We start from the raw sequence: 20,918 nt of genomic DNA, 5'->3' as shown, positions 1-20,918 counted from the left end.
AACCTTTCTGCGGGGGCGGTGGCGGACGTGACGGCCATGGATCACCACGCCCCTTGGCGGACGAGGTGCCTGCGGAGCTTTCCGGTCGCCGTGCGGGGCAGGGTGGGCACGAAGCTCACGCTGCGGGGGACCTTGAAGGCGGCGAGGTTGTCGCGGGCCTTGCAGATGAGTTCGGCCTCCAGGCCCACCCCGATGGGCGGGACGGGAACGACGAAGGCCCGCAGTCGGCTGACGCCGCGTTCGTCGGTGACGGCCACGACGGCGACGTCCCGCACGCCGGGGTGGGTGCGCAGCAGGGCCTCCACCTCCAGCGGGGAGACGGTGATGCCGCCGACCATCTCCATGTCGTCGGCGCGGCCCAGGTGCCGATAGGTGCCGTCGGGTTCGCGGCGGGCCCGGTCCCGGGTGCCCAGCCAGCCGCCGACCAGGGCCCGTTCGGTCTCCTCGGGCCGGTTGAGGTAGCCGGGCGTCACCGTCGGCCCGCGCACCCAGAGTTCGCCGGTCTCGCCGTCGGGCACGGGGTTGCCCGCGCGGTCGCGCAGTTCGATCTCGAAGCCGGGGACGGGGCGGCCGACCGTGCCGGGGTGGTTGTGGTCGAAGCCGTTGGCGCAGAAGGCATGGCCGGCCTCCGTGGAGCCGATCTGCTCCAGGACGGGGGCGCCCAGCAGGTGGGTGACCCGCTTCCCGATGCCGGCGGGCATGCCCTCGCCGGCGGAGATCGCCGCGCGTACCGAGGCGAAGCAGCCCTCGTGCCCGTCGGCCAGGTCGGTGACGAGGGCGGCGTACGCGGACGGCACCGAGTACAGCAGGGTCACGCGGTGGCGGGCGACCAGGTCGTCCACGGTCGCGGGGGTGGGGCGGCGGTCGGTGAGGACCGCGCTGGAGCCGGAGAAGAGGGGGAAGACGAAGGCGTTGCCGAAGCCGTAGGCGAAGTAGAGCCGGGAGACGGAGAGGGCGACGTCGTCGGGGGTGATGCGCAGAACCCGGCGGCCGATGAGGTCGTGGTAGGTCCTCGGGTCGCCGTGGACGTGGACGACGCCCTTGGGGCGGCCCGTGGTGCCGGAGGTGTACTGGATGTACAGCGGGGTGTGGGCGTCCACCGGGTGCGCCGTCCGCAGGGGCCGTGCCGTCGCGGTCAGCGCGGTCAGCTGGTCGAAGCCGAGGCGCGGCGCTCGGGGGGCCGCGCCGGGCGTGGTCGCGCCGGCCGGGAGGCTCCGGTCCAGGCCGGGTCCCGTCACCCACAGCACGGCCTCGGTGTCGTCCGCCATGAACTGTAGGTCGGGCGGCGGGAGTTCGGGGTTGACCAGCACCGCGACCGCGCCCAGTCGGGCGAGTGCGAGGAAGGTGGTGACCCAGGTGACGGAGTCGGGCAGGGCCAGCAGGACCCGGTCTCCGGGGCGTACTCCGTGGTCGTGCAGCACGGTGGCCGTGCGGGCCGCGAGGTCGTGGACGGCGCCGTGGGTGTGGGCGCGGTGGCCCTGGTGGAAGGCGGGGCGGTCGGTCCAGCCGCGGCGCTCGGCGAGGGCCGCCAGGTGCGCGGCGAGGTTGCCGGGGGCGTCCGCGTCGGCCGGCCGGGGCCCGGAGGCGCTCCGCTGGGCGGGGATGGCCGCGACGGCCTCGATCAGCGTGGGGTGCGGTGTCGTCGTCATCGGGTGCTCTCCTCGCTGACGGCCGGTGCGGAGGCGTGTTCGCGGTGGGCCCGCATGAGTGCCGCGGTCTTCAGGAGCATCTCGTCGTACTCGGCGGCCGGGTCGGAGTCGAGGACGATGGCGCCGCCGGCGCCCAGGTGCATGCGTCCGCCCCGGAACACGGCGGTGCGGATGACGATGTTGAGGTCGGCGCCGCCACCACAGCCGAGGTAGCCGAGGGCGCCCGAGTAGACGCCCCTCGCCTCGGTCTCCAGGGAGTCGATGATCTCCATGGTGCGCAGCTTGGGCGCCCCCGTCATGGAGCCGCCCGGGAAGCAGGCCCGGACGCAGTCCACGGCGTCGGTGCCCTCGCGCAGCCGTCCCTCGACGGTGGAGACGAGCTGGTGCACGGTGGCGTACGTCTCGGTGGCCATGAGGCGGGAGACGCGTACGGTGCCGGTCCGCGAGACCCGGCCGAGGTCGTTGCGGAGCAGGTCGACGATCATCAGGTTCTCGGCGCGGGTCTTGGCGTCCGCGGCGAGTTCGTCCCGCAGCCGGTCGTCCTCCTCCGGTGTGGTGCCTCTCGGGGCGGTGCCCTTGATGGGTTTGGCCTCGGCGAGGCCGTCGCGGGTGATCCGCAGGAAGCGTTCGGGTGAGGAGCCCGCGATGTCGAGGTCACCGAACCTGAGGAAGGCCGCGTACGGGGCGGGGTTGACGCGGCGCAGCGCCCGGTAGAAGTCGTAGGGGTCGTACGGGGCGGGTAAACGGGCCGCGTTGGTGAGGCAGACCTCGTAGCTGGTGCCGGCGTGGAGTTCGGCCTTGCAGGCGTCGATGTCGGCGAGGTAGGTGGCGCGGTCGCGCACCAGCCAGGGTTCGGCGGCGCGCGGGTAGGGCGCGGACGACCGCAGCGGCAGGGTGGGGTTCGTGGCGATGAAGGTCAGCTGGGCGAGCGCCGTGTCGAGCCATTCGCCGGCCTCGCGGGCGGCGGCCGGGGTGTCCTCGGCGAGGCAGACGGCGTAGGTGTGGCCCTCCTGGTGGTCGACGGCGATCAGCCGGTCCGCGAACAGCCAGCAGGCGTCGGGGGTGTCGGCGGTGTGGCTGTTCGGGGAGCCGCTGTCGGCCTTCAGTTCGTAGCCGAAGTAGCCGACGTAGCCGCCGGTGAGGTCGAAGGGGAGGCCGCTCGCGTCGACCTTGCGGCTGGCCAGCTGCCGCTTCAGATAGTCGTAGACGCTCGCGCGGACCCGGCGGGTGGGCCGTCCCTCCCGCTCGATCTCGCAGACGCCGCTGTCGACGTCGTAGCGGACGAACTCGGCGAGGGGGCCGGTGCCGTCGCCGAAGAACGAGAACCGGGACAGGCCCTCCTCGACGCGGGAACTGTCCAGCCAGAAGGCGCGCGGCGCGTCGGCGTGCATCCGGGTGAAGGCGGCCTCGGCGTCGACGGCGACGGCGATACGGCGGGTGTGCAACCGGTACGCGGGCCCGGGGGCGCGCCGGGGGCGGGGGATCGCGCCGGAGAGGGGGGTGACGGCGGTGGTCCCCGCGCGGGCCGGTGCGGGGACCGGGGCGCCCCCATGCGGGTCGGGCGGAGCGCTGCGGGAGCTTCTCGTACGGGGGCCACCGGCTCGTTCCTCCGTGAGGTCCCGGAAGTTGACCAGCAGGCGGTGGCCGTGGTCGGTGAGGACGGACTCGGGGTGGAACTGGACTCCCCACAGGGGCCGTTCACGGTGGCGCAGCCCCATGAGGACACCGTCCTCGGACCAGGCGGTGGCCTCCAGGCTCGGCGGCAGCGGCTCGCGCACGGACAGCGAGTGGTAGCGGACGACGGTGAAGTTCTGCGGCAGCCCGCGGAACAGGTCACGGCCGTCGTGCCGGACCGTGGAGAGATGTCCGTGGCGGGGCCACGGGGCGGGCTCGACGTCGGCCCGCTCCCCCACCGCGATGCCCTGGTGGCCCAGGCAGACACCCAGCACGGGGATCGCGGCCTCGGCGATGACCTGCGCGGCGATACCGAAGTCGCGCGGTTCCGAGGGGTGGCCCGGCCCGGGCGACACCACGACGTTGTCGAATTCCCGCAGTTCCGGAATGCCGTCCGGCGAGGCGTCGTTCAGCACGACCACCGGATCCTCGCCGTTGACCTCGGCGATCAGCTGGAACAGGTTGTACGTGTACGAGTCGTAATTGTCGATGAGCAAGGTTTTCAACCTGCCCACCCCCCTCTGATCGTTCCCGGACCTAGGCGGTCCGACGTTTGTGCCGGCCGCGCAGCGCCTGCAGCGGCGGGTACAGCCATTTTTTGAGGAATCGCTGAAGTCTCGGCATGAGAATCCAGGTGACGATGGCCGTCACGGACAGACACAGCAGAAGTGTGCGGAAAAGTGGATTGAGATCGGCGAGATAAGGAAGTACCAGCAGGTTGAACAGGAGAACGGGCGGGAAGACCGCGCTCATATTCACCAGCCAGAGTTTCCATTTCGGGGGCGGACGCGGAGCGGCCGGCGCCGGTTCCCGGGTGGCCTGGGAGTCGAACCAGGCCTTGGAGCCCGTCACGCTACGGCGCCCGGTCTCCCGGGCCAGCCCCTCGGCACGTGCCGCCCACTCGGCCCTGACCAGGGAGTTCTCCCAGGACCGGGCCGAATCCTCACTGTCGAAGCGGTAGACCACATGCCACTCCGCCTCTCCGTCGACCAGTACGCCGCCCCCCAGAAAGCCCGGCTGCCGCGCACTCGTACGCAGCGCGGCCCACCCCCACGAGTGGAAGTCGGCCTCACGCCCCGACACCACGTGATACGCGATGGTGACGGTAACGGGATTCCTGCTCACACCGTCGAGTACGGGAAGAACTGACGTCCCGTTCAAATCTTCAAAGAACTTTTTCAAGCTGTCCGGATCGTTCGCGTATGACGCTCTTTCAGCCGCCTTGAAGCCTTCTGTCGGGGAGTACGACGGAGTAACTTCCGGTAATTTCGGGAAGCGCTTGCCCGGCAAACGGAAAAAGGCGCACCATCGCCCTCGGACTCCGCGAAGAAGCAGCACGGAGGAATGCGAAGAAGCAGCACGGAGAAAAGGAGGGCCATGTCCAGGTACGACTGGGACGTCCAGCACGAGGGAATTGACAGGGCACGTGCCGCGATCGAACCCGTACGGAAAGAGGTCACCGCGCACCCGATCTATCGGCGGGTGGAAAGCCGTGCGGACCTGACTGTTTTCATGGAGCACCATGTGTACGCGGTGTGGGACTTCATGTCCCTGCTGAAGTCCCTCCAGCGGGACCTCACGTGCGTCGACGTCCCATGGGTGCCACGGGGCTCGGAGGTGAGCCGGCGGCTCATCAACGACATCGTCCTGGTCGAGGAGAGCGACGAGCTGAACGACGGGTTCACCAGTCACTTCGAGCTGTACCGGGCGGGCATGGCCGAGGCCGGCGCGGACACCGCCCGCCTCGACACGTTCCTGGGGCTGGTCGGGGAGGGCCACGATGTGTCGGCCGCCCTGAGGGTGGCCCAAGTGCCGGGACCTGCGGCGGAGTTCGTGCGGACCACGTTCGAGATCATCGCGGAGCGGCCGCTGCACTGCCGGGCCGCGGCGTTCGCGTTCTCACGGGAGGACCTGATCCCCGACATGTTCGACCAGGTGATCGGCACGGAGGGCACCGACCGGTTCCCCCTGTTCCGGGACTATCTGGCACGGCACATCGAGGTCGACGGCGAGGAGCACACCCCGATGGCGATGGCCATGGTGGCCGACCTGTGCGGGGACGAGGAGGGGCGGTGGGAGGAGGCGGTGGAGACGGCGACCGCCGCACTCGAAGCGAGGGCCCGCTTGTGGGACGGGGTCGTGGAGGCGATGGGGTAGCGGGTGGGGCAGAGGGGGCGGGGGGTGCAGGGGCCGCCGCCGGAAGCGTGTACGGAGCCGTCGTGGCACCACCGTCGGAAGCGCGGTGGGGGCTGTCGTCGCGCCGCCGACCGAAGCCCGGTGAGGCGCCGTCGTCGCGTCGCCGCCCGAAGCCCGGTGAGGCGCCGTCGTCGCGCCGCCGACCAGTCCAGTTTCCTCGAAGTGGCCCACGACCGGGTCTCCGTCCCGCCCTACGCTGCGGATTCATGGACCCCGTGCTCGCCGACGACCTCTCCCGGCTCCCCGATCTCCTGCAGTCCGCCCGTGACTTCGCCCGCCAAGGAGGTGGCGGGCATCGCGGAGCGCCCCGTCGCCCGACCCGGCGGCCGGCCCGGTCCCGTACCGCTTCCGTCGGCGGGCATCGGGGCGGAGGGCGCCCTCGCCCGCTTCGCGGAGCGCTGGGCGCCGGGATTCTCCGGCTCCGCCGGGCCCCGTTACCTCGGCTTCGTCACCGGGGGCGCCACCCCGGCCGCCGTCACCGGGGACTGGCTGACCAGCGCCTACGACCAGAACGTTTCCGGGGGCGGCGACTCCTTCGCGACGGCCCTGGAGCGCGAGACCCTGGGTTGGCTGCGGGAGTTGTTCGGGTTGGGCGGGGACTACGGGGGCGCGTTCGTGACCGGCGCGTCCGTCTCCAACACGGTGGGGCTGGCCGTCGCCCGCGAGTGGCTCGGCGAGCGCCTGGGCGTGGATGTGTCCCGCGAGGGCGCGGCGGCCCTCGGCCCGGTCGACGTCCTGTCCGGCAGCCCGCACTCCAGCGTCACCAAGGCGCTCTCCGTCCTCTGCATCGGCCGGGACCGCCTGCGCACGGTCCCGCTGCTGCCCGGCGGCCGGGAGGCGGTGGACGTGGACGCGCTCGCCGCCGCCCTGGAATCGCTCGGCGGGCGCCCGGCGATCGTCGTGGCCAACGCCGGGACGGTGAACACGGTCGACTTCGACGATCTGCGGGCCGTCGCCGCGCTGAAGGAGCGGTACGACTTCTGGCTGCACGTCGACGCCGCCTTCGGCGGTTTCGCCGCGCTGTCCCCGGCGTACGCGCATCTCGTCGACGGCCTCGACGCCGCCGACTCGGTCTGCGTCGACCTGCACAAGTGGCTGAACGTGCCCTACGACGCGGCCGTCCAGTTCACCCGTCGCCAGGACCTCCAGGTCCGCGTCTTCCACAACGCCTCCCCGTACCTGGGTCTGCCCTCCGGCGAGCCCGACTTCCTGCACCTCACCCCCGAGAACTCCCGGCGGCTGCGCGCCCTGCCGACCTGGTTCTCGCTGACGGCGTACGGCCGTGACGGGCACCGTGAGATCGTCGAGCGCAATGTCGCGCTGGCCCGCACCCTGGGCGAACGGCTGTCACAGGCACCGGAGTTGGTCCTGGCGGCGCCGGTCCGGCTGAACGTCGTGTGCTTCACACTCGCCGAACGGCCGACGCGGGAGCGGGTGCACGCGCTGGCCGACGCGATCGCCGCCGGGGGCGAGACCTTCGTGACGCCGACGGTCCTCCACGGGACGCACGCGCTGCGGGCGGCGTTCAGCAACTGGCGGACGACGGAGGGGGACGTGGAGCGCGTCGTGGAAGCGGTGTTGGCGGGGGTGGCGAAGACAGGATCCTGAGTCTTTCGGGGCCGGAGGTGGCCGCAGCCCCGCGTGCCGCCCCGTCGTCCGCGGCGCCTACCCGTCCTCCCCCACGTCTTCACCCGCATGCTCCTCCTCGCGCCAGGCGCGTGCCACCCGCTCGAAGGAGGTGTTCACGGCCAGCAGGCCCCCGTCGACGCGCAGGGTCGTGCCGGTGATCCAGGCGGCGTCCCGTGACGCCAGGAACGCGACGGCGGCCGCGATGTCCTCCGGTTCGCCGACCCGGCCCAGCGGATAGATCTCGCCGAGGGCGTCGAGGTGGGCCTCGCGGCCCGCCCAGCCCGAGGTGCGGACGGTTCCGGGGGCCACGAGGTTGACGCGGACACCGCGCGGGGCGGCGTCCCCGGCGAGGGTCCGGGTCAGTGAGGCGAGGCCCGCCTTGGCGGCGCTGTAGGCGTGGTTGCCGAAGTCCTGGAGGCCGTTGACGGAACCGATGTTGACGATCGCCCCGCGCCCGGAGGCCACCAGGTGCGGCAGCGCCGCGCGGGAGCAGCGGAACGCGCTGGTGAGCGTCAGGTCGAGGTCACGCTCCCAGGTCTCGTCCGGGGTGTCCTCGAACAGGGGTGTGTCCGGGGTGCAGCCGAAGGCGTTGTTCACGAGCACGTCGAGGGAGCCGAAGAGGTCCACGGCGTGCGCGACGGCCGCCTCGACGGAGACCCGGTCGCCGACGTCGCAGGGGAAGGCGTGCGCCGCGGCCCCCCGGCGGCGCAGCTCCGCGGCGGTCCGTTCGGCCGCCGGCAGGTCCACATCGGTGACGAGGACCCGAGCGCCCTCCCCGCACAGCCGCCGAGCGGTGGCCGCCCCGATCCCCCGCGCCGCCCCCGTGATCAGCACGCCGTACCCCTCAAAGCGTCCGCCGTACCCCTCGAAGCGTCCCGTCGCATCCATACGCCAAAACGTACTGCGCACCCGATCACCACGAAAGGATCACCACGACAGGTGCGACGCGATCACGAGCCCGGTTACGGTGCGAGCATGTCAACCTTCATCCAGCAACTCCCGGCGCTGCTGGGCGTGGTGATAGGCGCGCTCGGCTCGTACCTCGTGGTCATGCGGGGCGAGCAGGTCCGCTTCCGCCGCGAGCGGGCCGCGCGGTGGGAGGAGCGGCGCCTCACGGTGTACGCGGACTGGGCCCGGTCTTTGAAGCAGTCCGTCACCTTGGCCTACCGGATCGCCTCCCACTTCGGGAACGACCCCCATCCCCATCCGCTGTCCCCGGACGAGGCCGCGCCTCTCCAGGCGGAGGCGACCGTCGCCCGCGACCCCTCGGGTGAGGCGCTCTTGCTCCTCGGCAGCCCGGAGGTCGTGGAGAAGGCACGAGGCTGGGTCGTCGTGGTGCTGGAGATGGAGGAGTTCCTCCGTGCCGGGAGGCGTGACCCCGGCGCCTGGCAGGTCTTGTTGGACCGTCAGCGCGCCGGGCGTGAGGGCTACTACTCCGCCGTACGGGAGGATCTCGCGCTCCCGCCAGGGCATTCGGCGCGCTGGCAGATGCCTGCGGCGCCCGGAGGTCAGCGGTAGCCGGTGGTGTCTGCCGGCTTGCCTGCGTCCTGGACCTCCACGAGGTAGCGCCAGGCGTCCGGGCGGCTGCCGTCCAGGTCGGTGAAGCCGTACACCTGGGCCAGGCCGCCGCTGGAGAGGGAGGTGCCGTTGTGGCGGGCGACGTCGGGGTCCGCGGCGAGGGCGGCGACCGCCCGGCCGACGTAGCGCGGGGTCTCGGAGATGGCGAAGTGGGGGACGCGGTCCAGGGCGTCGCGCCAGTTGTCCTCGGTCACGCCGAAGACATCCAGCATGATCTCCGAGCGGAGCCAGCCCGGGGTGAGGGCCACGGCCGTGGCACCGCGCGGGCCCAGTTCGTGACCCAGGGCGAACGCCATGCGCAGGACTGCGGCCTTGGCGAGGTCGTAGAAGAAGGACACCCGGTAGGTGTCTCGGTTGTAGTCGGCGGTGCCATCGGTCATCTCGACGACCAGCCCGCCGGGGTGGCGCAGCAGCAAGGGCAGCGCGTGGTGGCTGGTGATCGCGTGCGTGTCCACGGCGAGCCGCAGCAGCCGCAGCCCGTTGTCGAGGTCGTGCTCCCAGACCGGGGCATCCCACGCGAACAGCTTCTCGCCGCCCCAGATGTCGTTGACCAGGACGTCGAGCCTGCCCTGCTCCTTGTCGATCCGATCCACCAACGCCTTCACCTGCGCCGGTTCGAGGTGATCCGTGGGGACGGCGATGCCCTGTCCGCCGGCCTCCGTGACCATGTCGGCCGTGTCCTCCAGCGTCTCCGGACGGTCGTACTCCGACCGCTGCTGCCGCGTGCTGCGCCCCGTCACGTACACCGTCGCCCCGGCCGCGCCCAGCTCGACCGCGATCCCGCGCCCCGCTCCGCGTGAGGCTCCCGCCACCAGCGCGACCTTGCCGTCCAACGGCTTCACCATGCCCGACCTCCTGTGCGTACGACTGCCACCATGACCGACGTCGGGTGTCGCCCGGCGTCCTCGACACGAGCCTTCCCGAGAAGCCGGACATCTCCTGTCGCCTTTTCTCGCTTTCCCACGCCGGGTGCGCCTGGCAGGATGCGCGGATCATGGACGAGACGGCACCTTGCGGACGATGTGGAGGAACGGTCGCCCCCTACGGGCACTGCTGGGAGTGCGGTGCGGCCCAGGTCGCGTTCCGGGCGCGCCTGGAGATCGAGGCGGCCGGCGGCGCGGCCGGGGTGAGCGACCGTGGCACGCGGCGCGAGATCAACGCGGACGCGATGGCGCTGGTGGAGCGCGGGGCGTGGACGATCGGTGTCGTCTGCGACGGCGTGTCGATGGCGCCGCGCGCCGAACGGGCCGCCCGGGTCGCGGCCGAGGTGGGTGTCACCGCACTGGCGGGGCTGTTGGAGTCCGGTGTCCTGCCGGAGGTCGCGCTCGTCGAGGCCGCCGGTCGCGCGGGGCAGGTGGTCGCCGGACTGGCGGACACGGGGTCGGCGAACACCGGGGAGCGGGACGGGGTCGCCCCTGCGTGCACCTGGGTGGCGGGCGTCGTGGGGCCGGAGGGCATATGGAGCGGCTCGGTGGGTGACAGCCGTGCGTACTGGCTGCCGGACGAGGGGCCCGGCATGGCGCTCACCGAGGACGACACGGGCGGCCTGGAGGCCCTCACCGCATGGCTGGGCGCCGACGCGGACGAGCCCGTGCCGCACGTACGGAGCTACCGGCCGAGGTGCACGGGCCGGTTACTGCTGTGCACCGACGGACTGTGGCGCCATCTGCCGGACGCGGCCGGACTCAGGGCGGTGCTGCGGGAGGCCAACCCACTCGACGGTGCCCGGGCCCTGGTGTCGTACGCCCTGAAGGCCGGCGGCCAGGACAACGTCACCGCGCTCATCATCCCGGTGACGGCGACGACGGGCCGAGAGTAACGACGGCGGCGACGGGCTGGAGGTGACGACGGCGGCGACGGGCTGGAGGTGACGACGACGGCGACGGGCTGGAGGTGACGACGACGGCGACGGGCTGGAGGTGACGACGACGGCGACGGGCTGGAGGTGACGACGACGGCGACGGGCTGGAGGTGACGACGACGGCGACGGGCTGGAGGTGACGACGACGGCGACGGGCTGGAGGTGACGACGACGGCGACGGGCTGGAGGTGACGACGACGGCGACGGGCTGGAGGTGACGACGACGGCGACGGGCTGGAGGTGACGACGACGGCGACGGGCTGGAGGTGACGACGACGGCGACGGGCTGGAGGTGACGACGACGGCGACGGGCTGGAGGTGACGACGACGGCGACGGGCTGGAGGTGACGACGACGGCGACGGGCTGGAGGTGACGACGACGGCGACGGGCTGGAGGTGACGACGACGGCGACGGGCTGGAGGTGACGACGACGGCGACGGGCTGGAGGTGACGACGACGGCGACGGGCTGGAGGTGACGACGACGGCGACGGGCTGGAGGTGACGACGACGGCGACGGGCTGGAGGTGACGACGACGGCGACGGGCTGAGAGGAGCGGCAGCGGACGCGGAAGCCGGGGCCGACGCCCGCGCAGAGCCGAGTCAAGGCGCCGCCGGGCCCGGCCGGTACGCCGCCGAGCCCCTGTTGGTTCACGGCGAGCCGGGCCGGCACCATGCCACGCCGACGGGGCGAGCCGGGCCGGCGTCGATGCGCCGCGAACCGGGCGGGCCGACGCCGGGCGGATGAGGGCGGTTGACTCGACGCGAGCCCGGCGCCGACATCCCGCGGAGCCGACCCGCGCCGCAGAGCCGGACTGACGCCCATCCGCCCAACCTCCGAACCGCCGAACCGCCCAACCGCCCAACCGCCCAAGGGAACGGTGCCGATGTCGCCCGCGCCACCCCTCCCCCTCCCCGTGCCTCTGCCCGTGCCCGCCGCCATGCCTTCGTGGTGGCCGGCACCTCCGCGGGGAGGGGCGGGGGCGGGGGCGGTGGTGGTCAGTGGCCCCGGTCGATCCACTCCTGGAGGTTCGGGGCCTCGGCCCCGATGGTCGTGCTGTCGCCGTGGCCCGTGCGGACGACCGTCTCGGGCGGCAGGGCCAGCAGGCGGTCGCGGATGGAGTCGATGATGGTCGGGAAGTCGCTGTACGACCGGCCCGTCGCGCCCGGTCCGCCCGCGAAGAGGGTGTCGCCGGTGAAGACCGTGCCGAGGCCCGGATCGTAGAGGCACACCGCGCCCGGCGCGTGGCCCGGGGTGTGCAGGACCGTGAGGTCGGCGCCGGCCGTCTCGATGACCTGGCCGTCGGCGAGCCAGTGGTCGGGCTGCCGGTCGGGGTGGGTCTGCTTCCACAGGGGCAGGTCGTCCGGGTGGAGCCAGATCGGGGCGCCGGTGCGCTCGGCGAGGGCGGGCGCGGCGTCGATGTGGTCGTTGTGGGCGTGGGTGCAGATGATGGCCGTCAGCCTGCGGTCGCCGATGGCCTCGGCGATGGCGTCGGCGTCGTGGGCGGCGTCGATGACGACGACCTCGTGGTCGTCGCCGACGATCCACACGTTGTTGTCGACGTCCCAGGTGCCGCCGTCCAGACTGAACGTGCCGGACGTGACGAGGTGTTCGATCCGCGCGGTCATCAGAGCGTCACCACCGAACGCAGGACATCCCCGGCGTGCATCCGCTCGAACGCCTTCTCCACGTCGTCGAGTGCGATGGTCTCCGTGACGAACGCCTCCAGGTCCAGGCGGCCCTGGAGGTAGAGGTTGATCAGCATGGGGAAGTCACGGGACGGCAGGCAGTCGCCGTACCAGGAGGATTTCAGCGAACCGCCGCGGCCGAAGACGTCGAGCAGGGGCAGCTCCAGCTTCATGTCGGGGGTGGGGACGCCGACGAGGACGACCGTGCCGGCGAGGTCGCGGGCGTAGAAGGCCTGCTGGTAGGTCTCGGGGCGGCCCACCGCCTCGATGACGACGTCGGCGCCGAAGCCGCCGGTCAGCTCACGGATCGCCTCGACCGGGTCCGTCTCACGGGAGTTGACGGTGTGGGTGGCGCCGATCTTCTTGGCGGTGGTCAGCTTCCGGTCGTCGATGTCGACGGCGATGATCTTCTCCGCGCCGGCCAGCAGGGACCCGGCGATGGCCGCGTCCCCGACGCCGCCGCAGCCGATGACGGCGACGCTGTCACCGCGGCCCACGTTGCCGGTGTTGATGGCCGCGCCGATGCCGGCCATGACCCCGCAGCCCAGCAGACCGGCGACCGCCGGGGACGCGGCCGGGTCGACCTTGGTGCACTGCCCGGCGGCGACGAGCGTCTTCTCGGCGAAGGCGCCGATGCCGAGCGCGGGCGACAGCTCCTGGCCCGTGGAGGCGAGGGTCATCTTCTGCTCGGCGTTGTGCGTGGCGAAGCAGTACCAGGGCCGGCCGCGTCGACAGGCGCGGCAATTGCCGCAGACGGCACGCCAGTTGAGGATCACGAAGTCACCGGGGGCGACGTCCGTGACGCCCTCGCCGACCGACTCCACCACGCCCGACGCCTCATGGCCGAGCAGGAAGGGGAAGTCGTCGTTGATGCCGCCCTGCTTGTAGTGGAGATCGGTGTGGCACACCCCGCACGCCTGTACCTTCACCACGGCCTCCCCGGGCCCCGGATCGGGCACGACGATCGTCTCGATCCGCACCGGTTCGTTCTTGCCCGGTGCGATCACGCCGCGTACTTCCTGCGCCATGGTGAACCCTTCCGTCGTTCCGTACGGACGGTCTCCCGTCCACGGTCACCCTACGGACCGACCAGCGGGTAGGCCCGCCCGTCCGGGCGGATCCCTGGCCGAAAAGCTCGCCCGCGACGTACGCGCCGCCCTGCTCCCGAGCCCCTCAGATACCCCCCTGGGTATTTCTGCTACCGTAGTGAATATACCCCCGGGGGTAATTCACCCCCGGGTTCTCAGGCATCTGCCGTCGAACGAGGAGAGGAGCACTGCCGTGTACTTCGTCGACACGATCGAGGTGCCGGGGCTGGGCAACCGCAGCTACCTGGCGGGCGGTCCGCAGGGCGCCGTGGTGGTCGATCCGCCGCGCGACATCGACCGGATGATCACGGCCGCGGCCCGGCGGGGCGCGCGGATCGCGTACGTCGTCGAGACGCACGTGCACAACGACTACGTCACCGGCGGCCTGGAGCTGGCCCGGCTGACCGGCGCCGCGTACCTGGTGCCCGCCGGAGCGCGCGTCGCCTACGAACGAGTGCCGGTCCACGACGGGGACACGGTGAAGATCGACGCGGAACTGACCCTGCGCGCCGTGGCCACCCCGGGCCACACCCCGCACCACACCGCGTACGTGCTGGAGGAGGACGGTCGGGCGGTGGCCGCGTTCACCGGCGGGTCCCTGCTCATCGGGACGGTCGGCCGCCCGGATCTGGTCGAGCCCCGGCTGACCGGCGAGCTGGCCCGTGCGCAGCACGCCTCGGCGCACCGGCTCGCCGACACGCTGCCGGAGGAGACGGCCGTGCTGCCCACACATGGCTTCGGCAGCTTCTGTTCCGCCGGGCGGGCGACGGTCGGGGCGACGACCGTCGGGCACGAGCGGGCCACCAACGAGGCGCTGGTCAAGGACGTCGAGACGTTCGTCGCCGATCTCCTGGCCGACCTCGACGACGTACCGGCGTACTACGCCCAGATGGGCCCCGTGAACGCGCGGGGCCCCGCCCCGGTGGATCTGACGCCGCCCGCCCCGGCGGACGCGGAGGAGATCGCCGCCCGACTGGCGGCGGGCGAATGGGTCGTGGATCTGCGCAACCGTGTCGCGTTCGCGCAGGGGCATGTGGCCGGGGCGGTGAACTTCGAGGCGGAGGGACAGCTCGCCACGTATCTCGCGTGGTTGCTGCCGTGGGGCAGGCCGGTGACGCTGCTCGCCGCATCGCCGGAGCAACTCGCCTCTGCTCAGCGGGAGTTGGTTCGGGTCGGGATCGACCGGCCGGTGGCGGCGGCGACCGGCTCCCCGGGCGACTGGCTGCGCGAGGGCGAGAGTCCGCGCTCGTTCCCGCGCGGCACGTTCGCCGACCTGGCGCGGGTCCACGGCGTCGAGGGGACCGTCGTCCTGGACGTGCGGCGCGACTCCGAGCGCGCCGGCGGCCATGTGGCGGGGGCACTGCACATCCCCGTGCATCAGCTGCGCGAGCGGCTCCCCGAGATACCGGGCGGCACGATCTGGGTCCACTGCGCCGGCGGCATGCGGGCCGCCATCGCCGCCTCCGTGCTCGACGCGGCCGGCCATCGGGTCGTCGCCGTGGACGACGCCTTCGCCAACGCGGCCGGGGCGGGACTGCCGATGGCCGGGGCCTCCGGGGCGCTGATGCCCGCGGAGCGCACGGCCACGCCCCACGCTGAGCGTGCGGCTACGGCCCCCCGCCCGGGGCTCCCTGTGTCCGCGTCGACGGGTGTCCCGTCCGAATGAGCGGCCTCGTTCTCGCCCTGCTCGCCGGGGGTGTGATCGGGGTGGCGCTCGGGGCGTTGGGCGGCGGGGGGAGTGTGCTCGCCGTGCCCGCGCTGGTCTATCTGCTGGGGTTCGCGCCGGCCGCGGCCACCACCGCGAGTCTGGTGATCGTCGCGGTCACCTCGGCGACCGCGCTGGCCGCCCACGCCCGGTCGGGTGCGGTCCGCTGGCGCGGCGGGATGCTCTTCGCGGCCGCCGGACTGGTGCCCTCGGCGCTCGGCGGGGCGCTCACCGCGCATCTGCCCGCCGGATTACTGACGGTAGCGTTCGCCCTGGTCGCGGGGCTCGCCGGCCATCGGATGCTGCGTCCCTCGGCCACGCGCCGGGCGGAGTCGACCGTACGGGCGAGCCGGGTCGCCGCGTCCGGCGCGGGGCTCGGCGCGGTCACCGGTGTCCTGGGCGTGGGCGGCGGTTTCCTCGCCGTACCGGCCCTGGTGAACGTGGTGGGGCTGCGGATGCGCGACGCGGTCGGCACCAGTCTGCTGGTGATCACCGTGAACTCGCTGGCCGCGCTGGCCGCCCGCGCCGGGTCGAGCACGCACCTCGACTGGGCGGTCGTCGCCCCGTTCACGGGGGCCGCGATCCTCGGCGCGTGGGACGGCAGACGCCTGGCGGGCAAGGTCTCCGGCGACACCCTGCGGCGGGTCTTCGCCTGGGCGCTACTGGCGATGGCCGGGCTCATGCTGGTCGACGCGCTCGCCTGAACCGGGGACTCGCCTGACCCGGGGATCTTTCATCGGGAGGGCGGGCCGCAGGCCCGTTCCTCCAGGGGCGTGGGGAACTGCGCGAGAAACCACGGCGAACCCGCACCCGCCGACGAACCGCGCACCCCCGAGCCACCAGGCGCCCCGGCCCGAACCCGACGGGCGAAGGCGCCGCCCCCCCGGGGCCGCCCCGCCCCTCACGCCAGCGACAGGAACAGCTTCTCCAGTCGCGCCCGCATCTGCTCCGTCGTCTCCCCGTTCCGCTCGTTCTTCTCGGAGTCGGTGAGGCACTGCTGCAGACCGGTGGCGATGATCGCGAATCCGGCCCGGTCGAGCGCCCGGGAGGCCGCGGCGAGCTGGGTGACGACGTCCTCGCAGTCGCGACCCTCCTCGATCATCTTGATCACCCCGGAGATCTGCCCCTGCGCCCGGCGCAGCCGGTTCAGTACCGACTTGAGCTCATCGCCCTCGAACTGCAACTCCACGACCGACCCACTTCCTCTACATACCCTTGGGGGTATTTTACCGCCCCCCTCAGGAAAGGATCGCAGGACCATGACCACTCCCCTCACTCCCTCCGCTCCCCGCCGCCTCACCGTCCGTGAGGTCCGGGCGCGCCTGGCGGAGCTGACCGTCGTCGACGTGCGTACGCCCGGCGAGTACGCCTCCGGGCATCTGCCCGGTGCCCTGAACGTGCCGCTGGACCGGTTGGAGCGGGCGCTGCCCGCGCTGAGGGCCGCCGGCGGCGAGCTGCTGATCGTCTGTCGGTCGGGCGTGCGGTCCGCGAAGGCGTGCGCGCTGCTGGCCGGGCACGGCATCGTGGCGGCCGACCTGACCGGCGGTACGACCGCCTGGGCGGCCGACGGACAGGAACTGCACCGCCCGGCCGGGGCCGCTCGGGCCGGCTGGGCGATGGAGCGTCAGGTCCGGTTCACCGCCGGCGCGCTGGTCCTGGCCGGCCTTGGGCTCGGGCTGCTCCACCCGGCGTCGCAGCTGCTCTCGGCGGGTATTGCGGGCGGCCTCGTCCTCTCGGCGCTCACCGACACCTGCGGGATGGCCGCGCTGCTGGCGAGGCTGCCGCACAACCGACCACGCGCCACCGACCTCGACACGACGCTCGCCGCACTGACAGCGTCCGGCACGCGCTAGCCAAGCCTCGGGGGGAGGAGTGCCGGACGCGCGCGGCCGACGAGGACGACGTCGGCGTGGCGGGCGGCGAGGACGGCCGTCCGGAGGCCGATCTCGTCGAACGGGCGGATGGTGGCGGCGTAGAGGACGGCGAGGTCGCAGCACCGGGTCGAGGGCGGCGCCCACAGCGAGGACGACACCTTCGAGCCCCGGCCGGACGAGCTGGAACCCGCCGGTCGCGTCGCGCGGCGCGGCGTTGGAGGGGGTGGAGGCATCGGGACGGAAGGGGCACGTGCCGGCCCCGAACCGGGGCCGGAGGCTGCTGCTGGGCGGGGAAAAGTCGTTCACGGTGCCGCTCAGCACCGACGTAGGCTGAAGCTCCGCGCCCGGTCCCCACTCCCCGACCGACCTGCCGAGGAGCGTCGTGAGCACGACTGACCCCCAGGCCGAGCAGCAGCCCAACTGGCGGCTGCTGCTCGGTTATGTACGGCCCCATCGCTGGGCACTTCTGCTGGGCGCACTGCTGTCCCTGGTCACCGGGGCGACCGGGCTCGCCCTGCCCCTGGTCGCCCGTGAACTGATCGACGACCTGTCCCACGACCGCGCCATCACCTGGGCGCTGCTGCTGATGTCCGCGCTGGTCGTGGGCAACGCGGCGGTGGGCGCCACGGGTTCGTACGTGCTGCGGCGCACCGCCGAGTCGGTGGTGCTGGGCGCGCGGCGCACCCTGTCGTCGTATCTGCTGCGGCTGCGGATCACCGCGGTGGACCGCAGCGAGCCGGGCGACCTGATGGCGCGGATCACCTCCGACACCACCCTGCTGCGCGAGGTCACCACCGACACCCTCGTGGGCCTCGGCACCGGCGGGCTCACACTCGTCGCGACGGTGGTGCTGATGGGGTTCGTCGACCCGGTGCTGCTGGCCGTGACATTGGGCGTGATCCTCGGCGCGGGTGTGGTGTTCGGTGTGATCGTGCCGCGCATCAACCGGGCCAGCCGGGCGGCGCAGGACGCGGTCGGGGCGATGGGCGCCTCGCTGGAGCGGATCCTCGGCGCGCTGCGCACGGTGAAGGCGTCCGGCGCCGAGCACCGCGAGGAGGAGAGAGTGCACGCGGCGGCCGAGGAGTCGTGGCGGCAGAGCGTACGGGCCGCCAAGTGGTCGGCGGCCGCGGGCAACACTGCGGGGCTCGCCATGCAGATCGCCTTCATCACGGTGCTAGCGGTGGGCGGCGCCCGCGTCGCCACCGGGGCGATCGACGTGGGCACACTGGTGGCGTTCCTGCTGTACGTGTTCTATCTGATGTCGCCGATCCAGCAGGTCGTGGGTGCCATCACCCAGTACCAGACCGGTGCCGCCGCGCTCGCCCGCATCCAGGAGGCGCTGCGGCTGCCCGCCGAGCCGGCCGCCCGGCCCGCACCGCTGCCGGGCCCGGACACCGAGCCGGCCGCGGTCGCCTTCGCCGACGTCCGCTTCCGGTACGCCGACGACCTGCCGTATGTGCACCACGGGGTGACGTTCGAGGTCCCGGCGCGGGGGATGACCGCGTTCGTCGGGCCCTCGGGCGCGGGCAAGACCACCGTGTTCTCGCTCATCGAGCGGTTCTACGACCCGGAGGCGGGCGTCATCACGGTCGACGGCCGGGAGGTCACCGCGTGGGAGCTGCCCCGGCTGCGGGCGGCGATCGGCTATGTGGAGCAGGACGCTCCGGTGCTGTCCGGGACTCTGCGGGACAACCTGCTGCTGGGCAACCCCGAGGCCGACGAGGGCGAACTCGGCCGGGTGCTGAAGACGACCCGGCTGGACGGCCTGGTCGCCAAGCTGCCGCAGGGTCTGGAGACACTGGTCGGCCACCGGGGCACCAAGCTGTCCGGGGGTGAGCGCCAGCGCGTCGCCATCGCCCGCGCGCTGCTGCGGCGGCCGCGTCTGCTGCTGCTCGACGAGGCGACCAGTCAGCTGGACGCGGTCAACGAGGCGGCGCTGCGCGACACGGTGGCCGACGTGGCCCGGACGACGACGGTGCTGGTGGTGGCGCACCGGCTGTCGACGGTGACGATGGCCGACCGCATCGTGGTCATGGACGCCGGGCGGGTCCGTGCGGTCGGCACCCACCGGGAACTGGTGGCCGCCGACCCGCTGTACGCGGAGCTGGCGGCCACACAGTTCCTGGCGTCCGACCCGGTGGCTCAGAACGGGTAGTGCGCCTGCTGGGTGGACATGGTCACCCAGCGGGTGTTCGAGAAGGCCTCGATGCCCCAGCGGCCGCCGAACCGCCCGTAGCCGGAGGCCTTCACCCCGCCGAAGGGCACCTGGGGCTCGTCGGCCACGGACTGGTCGTTGATGTGCACGATGCCGGTGCGGATCCGGCGGGCGACGGCCAGGCCGTGCGTGGCGTTCTCGGTGATGATGCCGCAGCTCAGGCCGTTGTCGGTGTCGTTGGCGAGCTTCACGGCGATGTCGTCCTCGGCGAACGTCTCCAGGACGCAGAGCGGGCCGAAGGACTCCGTGTAGTACAGGTCGGCGTCCTGAGGGACGTCCGTCAGGACGGTCGCCGGGTGCACCGCGCCCTCGGGCCTGCCGCCGCCGGTGAGGACGGTGGCGCCCTTGGCGACCGCGTCCTGCACCAGCGCCGCGATCCGCTCGGCGGCGGAGGCGGTCACCAGGGGCCCGACCACGGTGTGCGGGTGGCCGGGGTCGCCGGCGCGCAGGGTGGCGACCTTGGCGGTGAACTTCTGCGCGAACTCCTCGGCCAGCGACTCGTGGACGAGGATCCGGTCGCCGGACATGCAGATCTGCCCGGCGTTCATGAAGACGCTGAAGGTGACGGCGTCGACCGCGTAGTCCACGTCGGCGTCGTCGAGGACGATGACCGCGTTCTTGCCGCCCAACTCCAGGACGGCGGGCTTGAGATGGCGGGCCGCGTGCTCGCCGATGATCCGACCGACGTTGGTGGAGCCGGTGAAGTTGACCGCGCGCACCCGCTCGTCGGAGATCAGCGCCTCGGCGATCTCGGCCGCGTCCTCGGGCGCGTTGGTGATCACGTTGAGGACACCGTCGGGCAGGCCGGCCTCACGGAACACGTCGGCGATGAGCAGACCGCAGGCGATGGGCGCGTCCTCGCTGGGCTTGACGACGACGGTGTTGCCCGCCGCCAGCGGCGCCGCGACGGCCCGTACCCCGAGGATGACGGGCGCGTTCCACGGTGCGAACGCCGCGACCACGCCGAGCGGTTCACGGACGGCGAGGCTCAGCGCGCCCTCCTTCTGGGAGCTGAGCACCTCGCCGCGCGGAGCGGTGATCGCGGCGGCCGCCTCGCGCAGGATGTTGGCGGCGAGCATCACGTTGAACAGCGCCCAGGGGCGGGTGCCGCCCGCCTCCCGCGCCATGATCTCGGCGACCTGCTCGCCCCGGGCCTCCAGCAGTTCGGCGGCCTTGAAGAAGACGGCCCGCCGGGCGAAGGGCGCGAGGGCCGCCCAGTCCTCGAACGCCGCGTCGGCGGCGTCCACGGCCCGCCGGACGTCCTCCGGACCGGCCGCCGCGACCGTCGCGTACACCTCCCCGGTGTACGGCTCGAAGTCCTCGGTGGTGCGGCCGGACGCGGCGGGCACGTCCTTGCCGCCGATCAGAAGGTCACGGGTTATGGCCATGGCGCGGCTTCCTCGGGGGTACGGTCGACGACGGTACGGGAAGGGGCGAAATCCCACCCGTTGTTCGCAAAGTGAAGATCACTTCACGTTACTCACTCGTGATGCTCTGCCGGGGTCCCGGGAAAGTCAAGGGCCCCACCGCGGACACGCGGCGGGGCTCCCGATTCCTGGTGCGTTCCGCTACTCGATGGCGCCCAGGAGACCGAGGGCGGGCGCGGCCAGGTCGGTGACCTGGTGCAGTTCGTTCAGCTTGTTCGGTTCGTCGACCCGGCTGAGGTGGGCGAGCTGCTCCGAGGGGCGGGGACGGAGTCCACGGTCCCCGGCCCCGTACGGTCACGCCCGCTCATCCGTGAGGCGCAGGCGCGCGCCGGGG

At 72.7% G+C, this 20,918-nt stretch carries 17 protein-coding genes and 1 pseudogene; 8 read left to right on the top strand and 10 right to left on the bottom strand.

Features of this window, described 5'->3' with window-relative positions; genetic code table 11:
* Nucleotides 1-41: 41 nt before the first annotated feature.
* From M8J73_RS03940 to M8J73_RS03930, 3 genes are read right to left on the bottom strand one after another with little or no spacing between them, the layout of a single operon-like run.
* Nucleotides 42-1,649: a benzoate-CoA ligase family protein gene (locus M8J73_RS03940; RefSeq protein WP_249828231.1), complete on the bottom strand. Its 1,608-nt coding sequence runs from the start codon at nt 1,647-1,649 to the stop codon at nt 42-44.
* Nucleotides 1,646-3,829: an aminodeoxychorismate synthase component I gene (pabB, locus tag M8J73_RS03935; protein ID WP_249828230.1), complete on the bottom strand. Its 2,184-nt coding sequence runs from the start codon at nt 3,827-3,829 to the stop codon at nt 1,646-1,648. Before pabB ends, M8J73_RS03940 begins: the two co-directional genes overlap by 4 nt.
* Nucleotides 3,830-3,860: 31 nt before the next feature.
* Nucleotides 3,861-4,448, bottom strand: a complete 588-nt coding sequence (locus M8J73_RS03930) for a putative antibiotic biosynthesis monooxygenase (RefSeq protein ID WP_372503890.1) — start codon at nt 4,446-4,448, stop codon at nt 3,861-3,863.
* Nucleotides 4,449-4,700: 252 nt separating this feature from the next.
* Between M8J73_RS03930 and M8J73_RS03925 the strand changes: the two genes are divergently transcribed.
* Nucleotides 4,701-5,480: a DUF3050 domain-containing protein gene (locus M8J73_RS03925; RefSeq protein WP_055543360.1), complete on the top strand. Its 780-nt coding sequence runs from the start codon at nt 4,701-4,703 to the stop codon at nt 5,478-5,480.
* 245 nt (nt 5,481-5,725) lie between these two features.
* Nucleotides 5,726-7,127, top strand: a pseudogene (locus M8J73_RS03920) (pyridoxal phosphate-dependent decarboxylase family protein).
* Between the two features lie 57 nt (nt 7,128-7,184).
* On the opposite strand, the gene M8J73_RS03915 reads toward M8J73_RS03920, so the two are convergent.
* Entirely contained in the window at nt 7,185-8,036 is an 852-nt protein-coding gene (locus M8J73_RS03915; protein WP_249828229.1) for an SDR family NAD(P)-dependent oxidoreductase, read from the bottom strand.
* 87 nt (nt 8,037-8,123) lie between these two features.
* Here M8J73_RS03915 and M8J73_RS03910 point away from each other — a divergent pair, with 87 nt between their 5' ends.
* A complete protein-coding gene (locus M8J73_RS03910) occupies nt 8,124-8,666 on the top strand; it encodes a hypothetical protein (RefSeq protein WP_249828228.1) in 543 nt (180 codons plus the stop codon).
* Here M8J73_RS03910 and M8J73_RS03905 read toward each other — a convergent pair.
* On the bottom strand, nt 8,657-9,571 hold the full coding sequence (locus M8J73_RS03905) for an SDR family oxidoreductase (RefSeq protein ID WP_055543221.1): 915 nt from the start codon (nt 9,569-9,571) through the stop codon (nt 8,657-8,659). The two genes, M8J73_RS03910 and M8J73_RS03905, sit on opposite strands and share 10 nt — an antisense overlap.
* A 149-nt stretch (nt 9,572-9,720) precedes the next feature.
* Between M8J73_RS03905 and M8J73_RS03900 the strand changes: the two genes are divergently transcribed.
* Entirely contained in the window at nt 9,721-10,545 is an 825-nt protein-coding gene (locus tag M8J73_RS03900; protein ID WP_055543220.1) for a PP2C family protein-serine/threonine phosphatase, read from the top strand.
* A gap of 1,040 nt (nt 10,546-11,585) precedes the next feature.
* Here M8J73_RS03900 and M8J73_RS03895 read toward each other — a convergent pair.
* Both M8J73_RS03895 and M8J73_RS03890 read right to left on the bottom strand, forming a co-directional pair.
* A complete protein-coding gene (locus M8J73_RS03895; RefSeq protein WP_249828227.1) occupies nt 11,586-12,215 on the bottom strand; it encodes an MBL fold metallo-hydrolase in 630 nt (209 codons plus the stop codon).
* Nucleotides 12,215-13,303 carry an S-(hydroxymethyl)mycothiol dehydrogenase gene (locus M8J73_RS03890; RefSeq protein ID WP_055540791.1) on the bottom strand — a complete coding sequence of 363 codons (1,089 nt, stop codon included), beginning with the start codon at nt 13,301-13,303 and terminating at the stop codon, nt 12,215-12,217. The genes M8J73_RS03895 and M8J73_RS03890 overlap by 1 nt, the downstream gene beginning before the upstream one ends.
* 253 nt (nt 13,304-13,556) lie before the next feature.
* Between M8J73_RS03890 and M8J73_RS03885 the strand changes: the two genes are divergently transcribed.
* Both M8J73_RS03885 and M8J73_RS03880 read left to right on the top strand, forming a co-directional pair.
* Nucleotides 13,557-15,029 (top strand): MBL fold metallo-hydrolase, encoded by a 1,473-nt coding sequence (locus M8J73_RS03885; protein WP_079055050.1) that lies wholly within the window; start codon nt 13,557-13,559, stop codon nt 15,027-15,029.
* Nucleotides 15,026-15,772 carry a sulfite exporter TauE/SafE family protein gene (locus M8J73_RS03880; protein ID WP_055540790.1) on the top strand — a complete coding sequence of 249 codons (747 nt, stop codon included), beginning with the start codon at nt 15,026-15,028 and terminating at the stop codon, nt 15,770-15,772. The genes M8J73_RS03885 and M8J73_RS03880 overlap by 4 nt, the downstream gene beginning before the upstream one ends.
* A gap of 197 nt (nt 15,773-15,969) precedes the next feature.
* Here the strand turns inward: M8J73_RS03880 and M8J73_RS03875 are convergent, their stop codons facing one another.
* Nucleotides 15,970-16,257 (bottom strand): metal-sensitive transcriptional regulator, encoded by a 288-nt coding sequence (locus M8J73_RS03875; protein WP_055524155.1) that lies wholly within the window; start codon nt 16,255-16,257, stop codon nt 15,970-15,972.
* Nucleotides 16,258-16,327: 70 nt separating this feature from the next.
* Here M8J73_RS03875 and M8J73_RS03870 point away from each other — a divergent pair, with 70 nt between their 5' ends.
* Nucleotides 16,328-16,921 (top strand): rhodanese-like domain-containing protein, encoded by a 594-nt coding sequence (locus M8J73_RS03870; protein WP_055539208.1) that lies wholly within the window; start codon nt 16,328-16,330, stop codon nt 16,919-16,921.
* Here M8J73_RS03870 and M8J73_RS03865 read toward each other — a convergent pair.
* Entirely contained in the window at nt 16,918-17,100 is a 183-nt protein-coding gene (locus M8J73_RS03865) for a hypothetical protein (RefSeq protein WP_240501319.1), read from the bottom strand. The two genes, M8J73_RS03870 and M8J73_RS03865, sit on opposite strands and share 4 nt — an antisense overlap.
* A 224-nt stretch (nt 17,101-17,324) precedes the next feature.
* Here M8J73_RS03865 and M8J73_RS03860 point away from each other — a divergent pair, with 224 nt between their 5' ends.
* Nucleotides 17,325-19,097, top strand: coding sequence for an ABC transporter ATP-binding protein (locus tag M8J73_RS03860; RefSeq protein ID WP_055539207.1), 1,773 nt, complete (start codon nt 17,325-17,327; stop codon nt 19,095-19,097).
* Here the strand turns inward: M8J73_RS03860 and M8J73_RS03855 are convergent.
* Nucleotides 19,085-20,545, bottom strand: coding sequence for an aldehyde dehydrogenase family protein (locus tag M8J73_RS03855; protein WP_055539206.1), 1,461 nt, complete (start codon nt 20,543-20,545; stop codon nt 19,085-19,087). The two genes, M8J73_RS03860 and M8J73_RS03855, sit on opposite strands and share 13 nt — an antisense overlap.
* Nucleotides 20,546-20,918 lie beyond the last annotated feature (373 nt).

The sequence above is a fragment of the Streptomyces neyagawaensis genome (assembly GCF_023516595.1).
GTDB classification, from domain to species: Bacteria; Actinomycetota; Actinomycetes; order Streptomycetales; family Streptomycetaceae; genus Streptomyces; species Streptomyces neyagawaensis.
This window is presented reverse-complemented; position numbering and strand designations above follow the sequence as displayed.